General features: G+C 58.8%; 16 protein-coding genes. 4 read left to right on the top strand and 12 right to left on the bottom strand.

Features of this window, described 5'->3' with window-relative positions; translation table 11 throughout:
* Window positions 1–21 precede the first annotated feature (21 nt).
* Both D0851_RS09005 and gpmI read right to left on the bottom strand, forming a co-directional pair.
* Window positions 22–1,155, bottom strand: a complete 1,134-nt coding sequence (locus D0851_RS09005; protein ID WP_117618346.1) for a murein hydrolase activator EnvC family protein — start codon at window positions 1,153–1,155, stop codon at window positions 22–24.
* Between the two features lie 20 nt (window positions 1,156–1,175).
* Window positions 1,176–2,723, bottom strand: a complete 1,548-nt coding sequence (gene gpmI, locus D0851_RS09000; RefSeq protein ID WP_117618345.1) for a 2,3-bisphosphoglycerate-independent phosphoglycerate mutase — start codon at window positions 2,721–2,723, stop codon at window positions 1,176–1,178.
* A 147-nt stretch (window positions 2,724–2,870) separates the two neighbouring features.
* Here gpmI and D0851_RS08995 point away from each other — a divergent pair, with 147 nt between their 5' ends.
* Together D0851_RS08995 and secB are read left to right on the top strand one after the other, a co-directional pair.
* Window positions 2,871–3,287 (top strand): rhodanese-like domain-containing protein, encoded by a 417-nt coding sequence (locus D0851_RS08995; protein ID WP_117618344.1) that lies wholly within the window; start codon window positions 2,871–2,873, stop codon window positions 3,285–3,287.
* 144 nt (window positions 3,288–3,431) lie between these two features.
* A complete protein-coding gene (gene secB / locus D0851_RS08990) occupies window positions 3,432–3,935 on the top strand; it encodes a protein-export chaperone SecB (RefSeq protein WP_117618343.1) in 504 nt (167 codons plus the stop codon).
* 85 nt (window positions 3,936–4,020) lie between these two features.
* Here secB and trmL read toward each other — a convergent pair whose 3' ends face one another.
* The 5 genes from trmL to traF all read right to left on the bottom strand — a co-directional run bounded on the left by trmL (window position 4,021) and on the right by traF (window position 9,107).
* The gene (gene trmL, locus D0851_RS08985; RefSeq protein WP_117618342.1) at window positions 4,021–4,485 is read right to left on the bottom strand and encodes a tRNA (uridine(34)/cytosine(34)/5-carboxymethylaminomethyluridine(34)-2'-O)-methyltransferase TrmL; all 465 of its coding nucleotides are present in this window, start codon (window positions 4,483–4,485) and stop codon (window positions 4,021–4,023) included.
* 5 nt (window positions 4,486–4,490) lie between these two features.
* Entirely contained in the window at window positions 4,491–5,669 is a 1,179-nt protein-coding gene (locus tag D0851_RS08980; RefSeq protein WP_117618341.1) for an acetyl-CoA C-acetyltransferase, read from the bottom strand.
* Window positions 5,670–5,798: 129 nt separating this feature from the next.
* Window positions 5,799–6,545, bottom strand: a complete 747-nt coding sequence (locus D0851_RS08975; protein WP_117618340.1) for a pteridine reductase — start codon at window positions 6,543–6,545, stop codon at window positions 5,799–5,801.
* A 9-nt stretch (window positions 6,546–6,554) separates the two neighbouring features.
* Entirely contained in the window at window positions 6,555–7,676 is a 1,122-nt protein-coding gene (locus tag D0851_RS08970; protein ID WP_117618339.1) for a multifunctional CCA tRNA nucleotidyl transferase/2'3'-cyclic phosphodiesterase/2'nucleotidase/phosphatase, read from the bottom strand.
* Window positions 7,677–7,802: 126 nt separating this feature from the next.
* Window positions 7,803–9,107, bottom strand: a complete 1,305-nt coding sequence (gene traF / locus D0851_RS08965; RefSeq protein ID WP_117618338.1) for a conjugal transfer protein TraF — start codon at window positions 9,105–9,107, stop codon at window positions 7,803–7,805.
* A gap of 248 nt (window positions 9,108–9,355) precedes the next feature.
* Between traF and D0851_RS08960 the strand changes: the two genes are divergently transcribed.
* Window positions 9,356–9,904 (top strand): LPP20 family lipoprotein, encoded by a 549-nt coding sequence (locus tag D0851_RS08960; RefSeq protein WP_117618337.1) that lies wholly within the window; start codon window positions 9,356–9,358, stop codon window positions 9,902–9,904.
* Between the two features lie 9 nt (window positions 9,905–9,913).
* Window positions 9,914–11,143, top strand: a complete 1,230-nt coding sequence (locus D0851_RS08955; protein ID WP_117618336.1) for a flagellar assembly protein T N-terminal domain-containing protein — start codon at window positions 9,914–9,916, stop codon at window positions 11,141–11,143.
* Between the two features lie 13 nt (window positions 11,144–11,156).
* Here D0851_RS08955 and D0851_RS08950 read toward each other — a convergent pair whose 3' ends face one another.
* The 5 genes from D0851_RS08950 to sufD form a co-directional block, all read right to left on the bottom strand.
* Window positions 11,157–11,627, bottom strand: coding sequence for a SufE family protein (locus D0851_RS08950; RefSeq protein ID WP_117618335.1), 471 nt, complete (start codon window positions 11,625–11,627; stop codon window positions 11,157–11,159).
* Window positions 11,628–11,752: 125 nt separating this feature from the next.
* Window positions 11,753–12,295 carry a putative Fe-S cluster assembly protein SufT gene (sufT, locus tag D0851_RS08945; protein WP_117618334.1) on the bottom strand — a complete coding sequence of 181 codons (543 nt, stop codon included), beginning with the start codon at window positions 12,293–12,295 and terminating at the stop codon, window positions 11,753–11,755.
* Window positions 12,296–12,399: 104 nt separating this feature from the next.
* Window positions 12,400–12,753: a HesB/IscA family protein gene (locus tag D0851_RS08940; RefSeq protein ID WP_117618333.1), complete on the bottom strand. Its 354-nt coding sequence runs from the start codon at window positions 12,751–12,753 to the stop codon at window positions 12,400–12,402.
* Between the two features lie 13 nt (window positions 12,754–12,766).
* Window positions 12,767–14,020, bottom strand: a complete 1,254-nt coding sequence (locus D0851_RS08935) for an aminotransferase class V-fold PLP-dependent enzyme (protein ID WP_117618332.1) — start codon at window positions 14,018–14,020, stop codon at window positions 12,767–12,769.
* A gap of 6 nt (window positions 14,021–14,026) precedes the next feature.
* Window positions 14,027–15,313 carry a Fe-S cluster assembly protein SufD gene (gene sufD, locus D0851_RS08930; protein ID WP_117618331.1) on the bottom strand — a complete coding sequence of 429 codons (1,287 nt, stop codon included), beginning with the start codon at window positions 15,311–15,313 and terminating at the stop codon, window positions 14,027–14,029.

Here is a 15,313-nt window from a genome sequence, read left to right as displayed (position 1 = left end):
TGTCAGCCCTCCCGCAGCCTGTCAGTTTGCCAGCCACCGGCCCGGATTGTCAGGTTTGCCATTGTGCCGAACCTCAAAATACAGGGCTGGAGAATCCGTGCCGCCGGTACGCCCGGCCAGGGCGATGGGTTCGCCGGCTGCCACCCAGTCTCCGGGGCTGGTAAACAGGCTGCTGCTGTGGCCATAGAGTGTCATGTAGCCGTCGCCGTGATCAATAATGGTGATCAGGCCAAAGCCCCGAAGCCAGTTGGCAAAAACCACCCGGCCATAATGAATTGCCCGTATCTCCGCTTCTTCTTCGGTGCCGATGAGAAGGCCATTGCGTCGCAATCTGCCATCGGCGTACCTGTCTCCGTAGCCGCTGAGAACCTTCCCCTGTGCAGGCCAGGGCAGCTTGTCCCGTAGTGAAGCGAAGGGCCGGGATTCGTTGGGCGAAGGAATGTTATTGATCGCCTGCTGAACTTCCTCAAGCAGTTTTTCCAGTCGTTTGCGGTCGGATGTCAGTTCTTCCCGTTCGCCGAGCCGGTTCTTGATGTCGGCGTTGAGCGATGCGAGGGTCTGCTGCCGTTGCTTTCTGGATGCCGCCAATTCCTGCTGGCGCCTGGCCACATCATCTTCCGTTCGGGCCAGTTCCACCCGTGTCGCCTGCGCTGCGGCGCGGGTGTTTTTGAGTTCCTGCAGGCTTTTCCTGAACACCTCAAGGCGGGTGACCGTATCCTTGCTCAGATACTCGTAGTAAGTCATGGTCCGGGCGATCCTGTCCGGATCGATCTCATTCAGCAGAACCTTTACCGCCGGCGCGTCGCCCTCCATCCAGGCAGCCCGGATCTGTTTCTTCAGGCTCTCCCGTTGCCGGTCCAGCGTGCGGGTGAGTTCCTGCTCTTCTTTCTGCAGTTCCTTGAGTCGCTGTTGCTGCTGTTCCACCTGCTGGCGCAGGGAGCGGCGTTCCCGGGTCAGGCGGCTGATGGTGCGTTCAGTCGAAGCGAGCTGCTGCTCCAGGGAGGATCGGTCTTCTTCGGCATCCGCCAGCCAGTCATCAATCTCCTCAATACGTTCCTTGAGTTTCTCGATCTGGGCCGGTGTGACCTCTTGCTGGGAGATCGCCGGCGCCGCACCCAGAACAAGGGTGAGCGCCAGCATTGCAGGCAGTCGCAAGGGGTGGGTCCGCGCCGGGATCAACCGATCTGAACCAGGCTGTGCCCGGTCATTTCTTTCGGCTGGTCCAGTCCCATCAGGGTCAGCAGCGAGGGCGCCACGTCGCTCAGGCTGCCGTCGTTTTTCAGCGTCACCTCGCGGTGGCCGGTGTAGACCAGCGGAACCGGGCCAATGGTGTGCGCGGTATGAACCTGCCCTGAATTGGGGTCAGTCATTTGCTCGCAGTTACCATGGTCCGCCGTAATCAGGGCTTCGCCGCCCACTTCATTCAGCGCTTCAACCACTCGCTTTACACACTCGTCGAGACACTCGGCGGCCTTGATGGCGGCAGCCAGCTTGCCGGTGTGGCCAACCATGTCGCCGTTGGCGTAGTTGCAGACAATGAGGTCGTATTTGCCGCTCTTGATGGCTTCTACGAGTTTGTCCGTTACTTCCGGCGCGCTCATTTCCGGTTGCAGGTCGTAGGTGGCGACTTTCGGGGAGGGGACCAGAATCCGGTCTTCGCCCTCGAACGGTGTTTCCAGGCCGCCGTTAAAAAAGAACGTGACATGGGCGTATTTCTCCGTTTCAGCAATCCGGAGCTGGGTCTTGCCCTGATTTGCCACATATTCGCCGAGACCGTTGGTTAACTGCTCCGGGGGGTAGGCGCAGGATGCCTTGATGTCCGCCGCGTACTCGGTCAGCGTCACGAAATCCGCCAGTTCGGGGAGTTTGCGGCGCTTAAAACCGTTGAAGTCCGTCTCCACAAAAGTGCGGGTCATTTCCCGGGCACGGTCGGCCCGGAAGTTCATGAACAGAACCGTGTCGCCGTCGTTAATGGTGCCTTCTGGCTCCCCCGGTGCGTGAATACGAGTGGGCATCACGAATTCGTCATTCTCGCCGCGCTCGTAGGCCTGCTCAAGGCCTGATACCGGATCGGTTGCTGTGAATTCGGATGTGCCCTGGGTCATCAGGTTGTACGCGGCTTCAACACGATCCCAGCGGTTGTCGCGGTCCATGGCGTAATAACGGCCAACGATGGAGGCGACACGGCCTACACCCAGGCTCTTCAATCTGGCTGCTGCTTTCTCCAGAGAGGGCTTGGCACTGCGAGGCGGCATGTCCCGGCCGTCCAGGAAGGCATGTATGTAAACTTCCTTTGCACCACGAGCGGCAGCCAGTTCGGCAGCGGCCAGAATATGGTCTTCATGGCTATGCACGCCACCCGGAGACATCAGCCCCATCAGGTGAACAGCGCGACCACCCTGAACGGCTTTATCGATGGCCGAGCAAAGCACTTCGTTGCTCTGGAAGGTGCCTTCTTCCAGATCCTTGTCGATCCGGGTCAGGCTCTGATAGACCACGCGCCCTGCGCCGAGGTTCATGTGGCCGACTTCCGAATTACCCATTTGCCCCTGAGGCAAACCAACAAACATGCCCGACGTGTTGAGCAGGGTCTTTGGCTGATTCTGCCAGAGCTTGTCCCAGAACGGGGTATTGGCGGTGCTGATGGCATTGTCTTCAGCCGGGTCGCGGTGGCCCCAGCCGTCCAGGATAATCAGGGCAGTCGGCTTGCGCATTGCAGTCATCATTCAGTCCGGAAGTAAAATGTTAGTAAATTTACTAAACCAAAAATTCAGTTTGTCTATTCTCGCATTTACAGGCCAGTTTCGTCACCTTCTGTCCGGGGAGCAGGCTGTGTATAATCCCGCCAAACTCATCATCGGGGTAAATTCATGGGCCGGTTGTTTGAATTTGTCGTTAATCACTACATTCTTGTGTCGCTGTTTGTGGCATTTCTGGTCGCGATTCTTATTCTGGAGTCCCGTCGTGGCGGTGCCAAGATCTCGGCCCAGGGCGCAGTTAACCTCATCAACAAGGATGAGGCCATCGTGGTGGACATCCGGGACCGGAAGGAATTCGGTGAAGGGCGCATTACCGGTTCCATCAATATTCCGCTGAACAGCCTCAAGAGCCGGGTTGCCGAGCTGAACAAGTTCAAAGACAAGCAGATTATTGTTGCTGACAAGATGGGCCAGCATTCAGCGATGGCGGTCAAGCAGCTGAACGCCGAAGGCTTCAGCAATGTTGTGCGTCTCAACGGTGGCGTTTCTGACTGGAAGGCCAGCAATCTTCCGCTGGTGAAGAAATAAGGCCACTCTTGATCTGAAGATCAATCTGCCGCACTGTTTCACATAAGCCGGCGTAGCCTCGACGTAAACTGTTCCGGCAGCAAACTCCACAACACTCCATAACAACGGGCCCCGGGCCCATGACCGAGAACGAAAGGACTGAACATGGCTGAGAATCAGCAAGCCGCAGCAGGCAGTGACAACCAGAACCAACCCCAGTTTGCCCTTCAGCGTATTTACGTGAAGGACCTGTCTTTTGAATCACCCAATTCTCCGGTGGTGTTTCAGGAGCAGTGGAAGCCACAGGTTAACCTGGACCTCAATACGTCCCACAACAAGGTGAGCGACAACCAGTACGAAGTTGTGCTTTCGCTGACCGTGACGGCCAAAGTGGGTGAGAAGGTTGCCTACATCGTCGAGATCCAGCAGGGTGGCGTGTTCCTGGTTCAGGGTATTGAAGGCCAGCAACTGGGTCAGATGCTCGGTGCCTACTGCCCGACTATCTTGTTCCCCTATGCCCGCGAAGCCATTGACGGCATCGTGAATAAGGGCAGCTTCCCGGCCCTGATGCTGGCGCCGGTGAATTTTGATGCCATCTACGCCCAGGCTCTGAAACGCAAGCAGGAAGAAGCGGCGGGTGAGGCGAAGGAAGAGCAGCAGACTCACTGAGGCTGGCACTTTCCGAATACGGGGTCAGATGAAAAAGGGGTCAGATGAAAAGTTCATCTGACCCCTTTTTCATCTGACCCCAACTTCACACTGCTCCGTTGAATCCCAGTTGCCGCCAGGCTTCGTAAACCACCAGCGCGGCGGTGTTGGAGAGGTTCAGGCTGCGGCTCTCAGGGCGCATGGGAACCCTGAGGCGATGTTCTGGCGGCAGGCCTTCACGGATACCGGCCGGCAGGCCCCGGGTTTCCGGGCCGAACATCAGATAGTCGCCGCCCTGATAACTCACTTCATGGTAGGGGTGGCTGCCTTTGGTGGTCAGCCCGAACAGGCGTTCCGGCTGCTCGCTGTCCAGAAAGCTCGGGTAGTCCTTGTGGACCTTAACCCGGGCGTACTCACTGTAATCCAGCCCCGCCCGCCGCATCTGTTTGTCTTCCAGGCTAAAGCCCAGGGGTTCGATCAGATGAAGCTGGCAGCCGGTGTTGGCGCACAGCCGGATGATATTGCCGGTATTCGGCGGTATCTCCGGTTCGTACAGCACCACGTGGAGCATGAAGCTTAGCGCTCGACAGCCAGGGCAACGCCCATGCCGCCGCCGATGCACAGGGTGGCCAGTCCCTTGTGGGCATCCCGGCGCACCATCTCATGAAGCAGCGAGACCAGGATGCGGCAACCGGAGGCGCCGATCGGGTGGCCCAGGGCGATGGCGCCGCCGTTGACGTTCACCTTGCTGGTATCCCAGCCCAGATCCCGGTTCACGGAGATGGCCTGGGCCGCGAAGGCTTCGTTGGCTTCCACCAGGTCCAGATCGTCAACGCTCCAGCCGGCCAGCTTCAGGCAGCGCTGGCTGGCCGGAATCGGGCCGGTTCCCATGATGGTGGGATCTACCCCTGCGTTGGCGTGAGCCTTTATGGTGGCCAGCGGCGTCAGCCCCAGTTCTTTGGCTTTTTCCGCGCTGCACACCATCACCGCAGCCGCTCCGTCGTTCAGTGACGAGGCGTTTCCAGCGGTGACAGTGCCGTCTTTTTTGAAAGCCGCACGAAGTTTGCCCAGTCCCTCGGCAGTCACGCCGTCACGGGGGCCTTCGTCCCGGTCAACCACGATCGGATCGCCTTTGCGCTGGGGAATGGAGACCGGAACAATCTGGCCATCGAAGTAGCCGGCTTCGCGAGCGGCAGCGGCTTTCTGCTGGGAAGCGGCGGCAAATTCGTCCTGCTCTTCACGGCTGATACCGTATTTCTCTGCGACGTTCTCGGCGGTAATGCCCATGTGGTAGTCGTTGAACGCGTCCCAGAGGCCATCGTTGATCATGGTATCCACCATGGACCAGTTGCCCATGCGCTGCCCATTGCGGCTGTTGGGCAAGACGTGGGGCGCCTGGCTCATGCTTTCCTGACCGCCGGCGATCATCATCTCGGCATCGCCACAGCGAATGGCCTGTGCCGCCATATGGACCGCTTTGAGGCCAGAGCCGCACACCTTGTTGATGGTCATGGCGGGCACCGATGCCGGAATGCCGGCGTTGATGGCGGACTGGCGGGCCGGGTTCTGGCCGCAGCCGGCAGTAAGGACCTGGCCAAGAACCACTTCGTTGATCTGGTCGCCGGCGACACCGGTTTCCTCCAGGAGCGCCTTGATGACGGCGGTCCCCAGCTGGTCTGCGCGCAGGCTGGAGAGACCTCCGCCAAAGGCTCCGATAGCAGTACGGCGGGCAGCAACAATAACGACATCACGCATGGGAATTCTCCGGGTCAATGGCGCGCGTGGGCCTGAGCCCCAGCGCGTGCAGGATTGAAAACTGCAAGTATTGTATCCGGAAAGCGGCGGTTGGCCAAAGTTAGCGGGCGGGGAACGCCGGGTGGCACTCTACATATTCAGGCTGCGGCCGCCATCGACGGCTAAAATTTGCCCGGTAATGAACGGCGCGTCGCAGATCAGGAAAGCGATGGTCCCGGCGATATCATCCGGGTTGCCGGTGCGCGCCAGCGGCGTTTTCTCGAGAATGGCCTGCTGGTGCTTTTCATCCATCGCGGCTCCCCCCTCCGGCCAGAGAATGGCTCCCGGCGAAACGCCGTTCACCCGCACATCGGGTGCCAGGTCTTTGGCCCATGAACGGGTCAGTGCAGCGAGGCCTGCCTTGCTGGCACAGTAAAGCGGGTGATCGGCAAGAGGCCTTTCGCTGTATATGTCGATCATGTTGACCACACTGCCTCCGTTTTCCCGCAGCGCCGGAAGGCAGGCCTGAAGCAGAAAGAATGGAGCCCGGAGATTGGTGTGCAGGACGGTGTTCCAGTCGTCCTCGGTGGCTACTTCTGTCGGGTTGGGGTAGAACGCCGAGGCATTGTTTACCAGTGCGTCGAGTCGGTCCCACGGGGTAATGGCCTCGCTCGCCAACCGGTTCACATCGCCAGTCAGGCCGAGATCAGCCTGAACCGCATAAGCGGAATCCGGGCGCTCCCGGTTCAGGTCTTCAACCAGCTCCCGGGCCTGCTGTTCCCTGCTCCGGTAGTGAACCACCAGATTCCAGCCCCTTTGATGAAGTGTCTTCGCCGTTTGCGCGCCAAGGCGATGGGCAGCGCCGGTGATCAGTGCAACGGGAGCAGTGGCGGGCATTTCAACTCCTCAGTGACTGGGCGGGGTGACGGCATCGGCAATGCGTTTCAGGCGTTCGGTACGGATCGCCTCCCCGAGTGCCTTGCCTTTATAACCATGGGTCAGAAGAGTCTTGGGGTCAACGCCGGTTGCGGCGTCGGAGGCGGTCCGAAGCAGTTTCAGGCTGTTCCGGCTATCCGGGAGGGCGCATTCCAGTACGTTAAGCAGTTGTGCGAAACGCCCCGGTCGGCGCCAGAAGTCCGCATGGTCGAGCCGATCCAGCAATGATTCACCCTCGGGATTCCGAGAGTTCATTTCCTGTACCTTTGGTATAAACGCCGTCGCCAGGCGTGCCAGATTCTGACAATCATTGGGAGCTTTCAGGACCTTGGCCCGGGCAATGGCTGCTTGCTCATCCAGAGGCGACAGCAGGGCGGCGAAGCGCTCTTCGGAACTGGTATCAGGTTGAGTATGGATGCAGCGAAGTGTCTCCATTGCCAGAGAGAAAACCTCTGACGGATTGAGTTCCGGAATCAGCACGCCAAGAGCCCCGCAGTCACGGAGAACCTCAAAGAACGCCTCTGGCGCCTGTTCGTGCAGAGCCCGCTGTATCTCCTGCCAGACCCGCTCCGGCACAAGGTGGTTTACTTCACCGGCATCCACCATGTTCTGCATCAGGGCCATGGTCTGGTCGCACACAGTAAATCCCAGGGGCCGGAAGCGGGCTGCGAAGCGGGCGGTGCGCAGGATTCGTAACGGGTCTTCGGCGAACGCCTCCGACACATGGCGCAGCTTCCGGTCTGCTAAATCGGCTTGGCCCTGGAAGGGGTCCACCAGATCGCCACCTTCGGTTTTCGCTATGGCGTTGATGGTCAGATCACGTCGCTTCAGGTCCTGTTCCAGGGTGACATCCGGTGCGCTGTATACGGTAAAACCATGGTAGCCACGCCCCTGCTTCCGCTCGGTACGGGCCAGCGCGTATTCCTCCCGGGTTCCCGGGTGCAGGAATACCGGAAAGTCCGCACCAACCTGTTTGAAGCCCTTGGCAAGCATTTCGTCAGGCGTTGCGCCAACCACGACCCAGTCCCGGTCCTTGACCTCAAGGCCGAGTAATTCATCACGAACAGCACCGCCAACCAGATAGGCTTGCATGGAATGCCTGATTCCTTTCGGAAAGTGTGCGTGGATTATCCGGTCTGGGAGGCAGGTTCGCAAATCCGGGAACGGTGAAATTGGGGTCAGATGAAATTTTCATCTGACCCCAATTTCAGTTTCCGATCAGAACGCGGTACCAAGCTCCAGCGCAGCACCTACATCCGCATCGCTGTACAGGGCGCCGATATCAAGGCGGGCGCCCAGGATGTTCAGGCCGAGACCGGCGGTGAACTGGGTTTTTTCCTCGATGCCGTCGTTGTCTTCGTTGCTGGCCAGGTTATGGCGAACCCCGGCACGCAGCTGGGCATAGCGGAAGGCATCGAATTCAGCGCCCAGCGCCACCCACTGGGTATCGTCCTCAAAACCAAAGGCTTCCTTCCTGGTCAGATCAATTTCCGCGGTAACGACATGGTACTCGCCTTTATGGGCAATGCCGGTGGTGACCATCGGGTTAAGTTCGAGGGTCCGGACTTCCTCGCCCAGTGCCGGACGGCTGGCTGCGGAATCCAGCTCCATGGGGATGAGGTTTTTCACCACGATGCCGGCGTTCCATTGTTGTTCTTCACCGAAGGCATAGGCGGCGCCGATATCCATATTGAAGCCGCTTTTGTCGGTCTGGTATTGATCACCGTCGAAGTCGTTGTCCTCGAAAGCAGAGACACTCTCGGTGTACTGGAATGTTCTCAGTTCCACGTATTTCGGGGACAGTCCCAGTTGAAACTTATTGCCACTGGGGAGTTCAAACTGGCGTGCGAAGGAGATTCCGACTTCCCCGACTGCGGAGGCCAGGATTCTGCCTCTTGAGGTCAGGTCCAGGGTGCCATCCGGGTTGATAAGCTGGTCAATCGCGGTGTCGACATCCTGTGCATTCGCGGCATTGGCAATATCATCGAGCAAGCTTGTGTCCTGGCCAGAAACGTCGCCGCGAACAGTCGCCGTCAGGTTGGCATTGGTAAACACACCCACGGCGAATGACTTGCCGGGGACCGCGAAACCCAGCCCCAGCCCTGCGTTTACTCGCATGGTGTCGCTGTCGAAGGCGGTCAGTCTGTCTCGGAGGTCGGCTGCACCATCCTGAATGATTTGCGGATCGTCCGTGTTCGGATCGAATCCAGAGACCAGGGATTCAAGGTCATCAATCACATCCTGAATATCATCAACCTGGTCAACCGTTTCTTCCTCGTCGGCGGCTCGGGCGTTAACTGATGGAAGCATCAATCCGAAGTCATCATTCCAGCTGTGGTGATCCGCAGCCATCATCGCGGGGTTGTCAGTCGGGGCCGTTGAAGGCGTTGCAACAGCAACACCGGTGCCGCCCATGGCAAAGGAGCGGGCAGACATAAAAGACTGGGGGCTGGCCAGTGCCGAGGTGGTGGCAACGGAGAGGCCAATGGCAGCAGAAAGCTTGGTTAGACGGTGTCCGGTCATGAAGAATCCTGTCGGGTAAAAAGGCAAAATAAATATTACGTAACTGAAAGGTTAATGCAGAACGTTTTCCAGCACATGACACATGGGGTAACGGTTTGTTTTTGATGTGTAAACAGAGGCAGGTTTTTGCCGCATCGGGTTGACGGGTCGGTGCGCTTTGCGTCTGTTAACCGAAATATCAGGGGCTTAGAAAAACTGGCGTAATTCTTTCATGGCAAACCGGAAATGACGTTTTCTGGAGACAAGCAATGACCCTTCGCTGGATACTGATCCCTCTGCTGGCAACGAGTCTTGCTGCCTGTGCGCCGGTTGGCAGTTATCAGGGTGATGGCGGCAAACAGTCCCGGGAGGATACCAGGCTGGAGCCCATTACTGTTCGGGTGAGTGGTCTGGGGACCTATAAAGATGCCGGATCGGAGCGCTCGGACACCCGCAAGCGTCTGATGGCCCGGCGGGCTTCGCAACTGGATGCCTACCGGAACCTGGTTGAGCGGGTATACGGCACCGTGGTTTACGGCAGCTCCACCGTCAATGACTTCGTTTTGCGCAATGACACGTTCCGAACCTATGTCGACAGCTATCTCCGCGGCGCGAAGTTGGTCGCAGTCAACGAGCACAGCGACGGGGTTTTTGAAACGGTTATGGAGCTGAAGCTGGAACCCCGGTTCCGGGCCTGTGTTGCCAAGGTTGCAGAGGATCAGGTTCGGGACCTGTGCCCGATCCCCGTGCCGCGGGACAATGACAGTATTGGCGATGTGCAGAGCAAGGGCGTCGATTCCCTGTATTACCTTGAGTGATCGAAAATTATGAAGTGTTTGTCATCACTGCGTTTGTCGTCACTGATAGTGCTGTGCGCCCTGGCCCTGCCGCTGGTGTTTGCCACCGGGGCGCAGGCCGTGGTTCTGGAAGGTGTGGGCCACGCCAGTATCTATAACGGGGATCTTGAGACCGCCCGTGCCGAGGCCCGCAAGGCCGCGATCAGGGATCTCTCGTTGCAGTATGAAGCCCGGGTGAGCACCCACGACACCATGGAAAACGGTGTTATCACCGAATCGCGGATACGCCTGGCTTCCAGTGCGCGGGCACGAAATGTACGGATTATTGACGAGTACCAGAGCGGCAATTTGCTGCGGGTGGTTGTACGGGGTGATATCAGTGAGAGTCGGGTAGGACAATGCAGTGCCGGTGAGTCGAGCCGGCTGAAGAAGCGAGTGGCGGTTACGGGGTTTCCGGTCCTGTATCCGGACCAGGCCAGGGTAGGGCGTATTGATGACGCCGGCGAAATCTTGCCGCACCAGCTGCAACAGCGGTTGATGGAGCAGGGTGGCTTTCAGGTCTTTGGCGCCACCACATCACGGGTGTTTACCGACCTTCTGAACGCACCCACTGTTTGGCAGGGCAACAACCAGCTGACCAATGTGTTACAGGTGGCTCGTGAAATGGAGGTTCAGTTTGTGGTAACGGGCGTTATCCGGGATCTGGGTGTGGCTGATCCCTCCGCCTGGGGCACATCGGTTCTGGACAGAATGCAGCGTGGCATTGGTGCGGTGGATCAGCAACGTCGGTTTGCTGCGGATCTTGTCGTTTATGACGGATTCAGCGGTTCCCCTGTCTATCAGCAGAGGTTCGCGACATCAGCAGATTGGGATGCAGGCCCCGGCAGCTCAGTCGGCTTTGGTTCGGAGGGGTTCCGGAAAACCGCCTATGGCCGGTCTGTAAATGGCGTCATTGAAGAAATGGCGACAGCGGTTACCGAGGCCCTGGCTTGTCAGCCGTTTATTACCCGGATTGCCCGGGTGGATGGGCATTTGGTGACGCTGGGATCCGGCGCAACTGCAGGGCTCAGGCCTGGCGACGAATTGAAGCTGTACCGGAGCACCGCTTACCTGGATTCACCCGGTGCCACGCCGGAACTGAACGATAGCCGGCTTTCTGTAACCCTGGACAGGGTTCAGCCTCAGTCCAGCCGCGGAACCATGCCGCAGCTGGGTGGCATGGTGAATATACAGAGGGATGATATTGCCATCCTGTGGTAGGCGTTGAGCTCATTCAGTCTGCGGCGTCAGCCACCTCGGCGGCGGCAATATCCCGGATCTTGCCGACCATGGCCCGCAGGCCATTGCCTCGGGTGGGGGAGATGTGGCGGAACAGATCCAGCTGCTCGAACAGCTCATCAATGTCGGTTGCCAGCAGGTCCCGTGGGGGTTTCCCGTTCAGTGCTACCAGAATGATGGCGGCCAGGCCACGAACAATCATGGCATCTGAATCAATCAGCAGGTAGAGACGGCCGCTGGCGTCGTCGTAATGGTGAATCAGCCAGACCTGGCTCTGGCAGCCGTGCACATAGTTCTCTTCAATCCGGGCTTCGTCCGGAAAGGCCGGCAGCTGTTTGCCCAGGTCGATAATGTAGGCGTAGCGCTCTTCCCAGTCGTCCAGCAACTCGAAGCCATCCAGAACGTCTTCGAGGGTGGTGTCTCTACCGAGCGGGTTGTTCAGGAAATCGTCTTTAGTGGCGGTCATGTGGTTGCTACTGTTATGAAAACGCGGTCAGATGAAAGCGTTCATCTGACCCCATGTTAGCGGTTTGAAGCCTGCGGGGAAAACGGGGTCAGAAGAAGGCTTTCTTCTGACCCCACCTTCAACCTTCACAGCATCCCCAGTTCAAGCTTGGCTTCATCGGTGAGCATGTCGTTGCTCCAGGGCGGATCGAAGGTCAGTTCCACGGTCACCTTGTCGACGTTCGGCACATGTTCGAGCTTGCGCTTGACGTCTTCGGTGATCACCGGCCCCATGCCACAACCGGCAGCGGTTAGCGTCATTCTGACGTACACGTGGTTGCCGTCTTCGGTGCCGTTCTCGATCTTGCATTCGTAGATCAGGCCGAGGTCCACTACGTTAACCGGAATTTCCGGGTCGTAGCAGTTGCGCATCGCTTCCCACACCTGATTTTCGTTGACGGTGCCGTCTTCCGGTGTGTCGAAGCTGCTTTCCAGTGGCTGCTTGCCAAGGGCGTCGGCGTCATGGCCCTCGATGCGGGCAAGGTTGCCGTTGACTGCAACGGTGAAGGTACCACCCAGTGACTGTGTGATGGTCACGAAGGTGTCCGAAGGAATCATGATCTCGGTCCCGGAAGGAACGAGTCTGGCTTCCACCTCGCGTTTGGTCAGGACCACTTCCCGTTCTTGCATGCCCAGACTTGCCTCGCTGTATCCTGTGTTTATTAGTGTGGGGTCAGATGAACTTTTCATCTGACCCCAATTTCATCTGACCCCAATTTCATCTGACCCCAATTTCACGCTACGGTAAAACTCTCGCCGCACCCGCACTCGGCGGTCGCATTCGGATTGCGGAACTGGAACATGGAGTTCACGCCTTCGGTGACAAAATCGATCTCGATGCCGTTCACCAGTGGCAGGTGTTCCTCTTTAACGAAGACGTCAACGCCATCAATATGAAACACCCTGTCGTCGGCTGCGGCTTCTTCCACCCACTGGGTTTCGTACTTGAAGCCGGAGCAACCACTTTTCCTGATGGCCAGCCGGATGCCTTTGGCCTCCGGTTTCTTCTCCAGTTGTTTGCGCACGTGTGTGACCGCGCTGGGCGTCATGGTGACGGCGACGGTCGGGGTGAAGATTTCAGCTGTCATGATTCCATCTCCATCAGGCAAACAGGCGCTGGACTTTCCGCAGGGCGGTAAACAATGCTTCCACCTCGTCCAGGGTATTGTAGAACGCAAAGGAGGCCCGGGCTGTACCGGGAACTCCGTAGAAATCCATCAGCGGCATGGCGCAGTGGTGGCCGGTGCGGATGGCGATACCCTGCTGATCCAGCAGGGTGCCTATATCACTGGGGTGCAGGCCGGCAATTTTAAAGGACATCACCGGCACTTTCCGTTTTGCGGTGCCAATGATTTCCATGCCCGGAACGGTTTCCACCAGTTGGTTGGCCCGCTCGAGCAGCGCCGATTCCGCGGTTTCCATAGCCTGGCGATCCAGACCCTGGAGATAGTCGATGGCCGCCCCCAGGCCCACGGCTTCGGCAATGGCCGGCGTGCCGGCTTCAAACTTGTAGGGCAGGGTGTTCCAGGTGGTGCGCTCGAACGATACCCGCTCAATCATTTCGCCACCGCCCTGGTAGGGAGGCATCTCCTCCAGCAACTGGGCCTTGCCGTAGAGCACACCAATGCCGGTGGGGCCAAACAGTTTGTGGGATGAGAACACGTAAAAGTCGCAACCCAGCGCCCGGACATCCGGCTGGTAATGGGGTACCGCCTGTGCGCCATCCACCAGGGTGATGATGCCGAGGGCCTTGGCCTGCTCGATCAGCGCCGCCACCGGATTGACCGTGCCCAGCACGTTGGAAACATGGGTGATTGCCAGTACCCGGGTCTTCCCGTTCAGCAGGCTGGTGAAGGATTCCAGGTCCAGCTCACCTTCCGGCGTTACCTGGATGGGAACCACTTTCGCGCCGGTACGCTCGGCAATCATCTGCCAGGGCACAATGTTGGCGTGATGCTCCATGTGGCTGACCAGGATCTCGTCGCCGGCCTTCAGTCGCGGGGCCAGGCCGTTGGCGACCAGGTTAATGGCCTCGGTGGTGCCACGGGTCCAGATGATTTCCCGGGTGCTGTCGGCGTTCAGGAACCCGCGAACCGTCTCTCTGGAACCTTCGAAGGCGACCGTGGCCCGATCCCCGAGAGTGTGGGCACCCCGGTGAACGTTGGAGTGCATTTCCCGGTAATAGCGGTCCATGGCGTCCAGCACTGCCTCTGGCTTCTGGGCCGAAGCGGCATTGTCCAGATACACCAGCGGCTTTCCGTTCACCTGCTGTGACAGGATCGGGAAGTCCTGGCGAATGGCCTCCACATCGAAGGTCGGGCGCCTGGTTGTGTTTGCCACGGACAGATCGGTCATAGCCGGTTACGCCTCCTGGAATGTCTGTTCAAAGAACTGGTTCAGCCGGCCCTGGGCCGTTTCCCGAACGGTTTCTACCGGGATCTGCTCCACCAGCTCGTTGATGAAGGCCATGGTGAGCAGGACATTGGCTTCGCGCCGGCCGATACCTCGTGAAACCAGGTAAAACAGCGAGATTTTGTCGAGTTGGCCGATGGTGGCGCCATGGGCACACTTGACGTCGTCTGCGTAAATTTCCAGTTCCGGCTTGGTGTCGATTTCTGCGCCATTGGACAGCAGCAGGTTCTTGTTGTTCATATCCGCGCTGGACTTCTGGGCGTCCTGATGGATATGAATCCGGCCGTTGAAAATCGCGTGGGACTGATCCGCGGCAATGTTGCGATAGGTTTCTTCGCTGTTGCAGCGGGCCGCCACGTGCTCAATGGTGGTGTGGTTGTCGTAGTGCTGTTTGCCCTGGGTTACCACCACGCCGTTGAGCTTGCACTCCGCCCCTTCACCTTCCAGGCGAACCTGCAGGTCGTGCCGGCGCAGGAGGCCGCCGAAGCCGACGCAGTGGCTTTCAAAGCGGGAGCTGCGTTGCTGCAGGACGCCGGTTGCGCCAATATGCTGAACATTCTCGCCTTCCATGTTCAGGCGGATGCTGGTGACGTCGGCACCTTCACCAAGGTTCAGCTCGGTTACCGTATTCACCATGACCGATTCGCTGCCGCCGGAGATGTACTCTTCCACCAGGGTGATCTGGCTGTTAGCGCCGGCGTCCACGTAAATGCGCGGGTAGGCAGAGCCGCTGGCATCAGCACTGGTTTCATGAACAATGAACAGTGGCTGGTCCAGAACCGCGCCGGGCTTCAGACGAATCAGCAGGCCATCTTCAAACCGCGCGGTATTGAGGCGGGAGATCTGCACTGACTGGCTATCCAGGGCGTGATCCAGGCGCCCGGCCAGCCAGGTGGCGGTGTCGCTGTCCAGGTCCTCGAAGCGCTCAATGGTTATGCCATCCAGGTCCGGGTAGTCGCTGGCTTCCGGCATCATGATGCCGTTCAGCAATACTACCTTGTAGCCGGGCACCGCCAGACTGCTGCCGGACTTGCCTTCCGCGGGCAGCGAGATGGCCATATCGTCGGTCAGCTTCAGGTACTTGCTCGAGTACTTCCAGTTCTCTGTTTTCCGGGTGGGCAGCGGCAGATCCACAAGGCTGGAGCCCTGCTGCTTGCGCAGCGCAGCCAGAGGCTCCGGCAATGAGTGCCCGGCCGGATGCAGGAACGCGGTAGAAAGGGTTGGTGCTGGCTTCAT

The organism is Marinobacter sp. Arc7-DN-1, from assembly GCF_003441595.1.
Lineage (GTDB): Bacteria > Pseudomonadota > Gammaproteobacteria > Pseudomonadales > Oleiphilaceae > Marinobacter > Marinobacter metalliresistant.
Note: the sequence above shows the minus strand (reverse complement) of the source record. Positions and strands in the feature narration are given on the sequence as shown.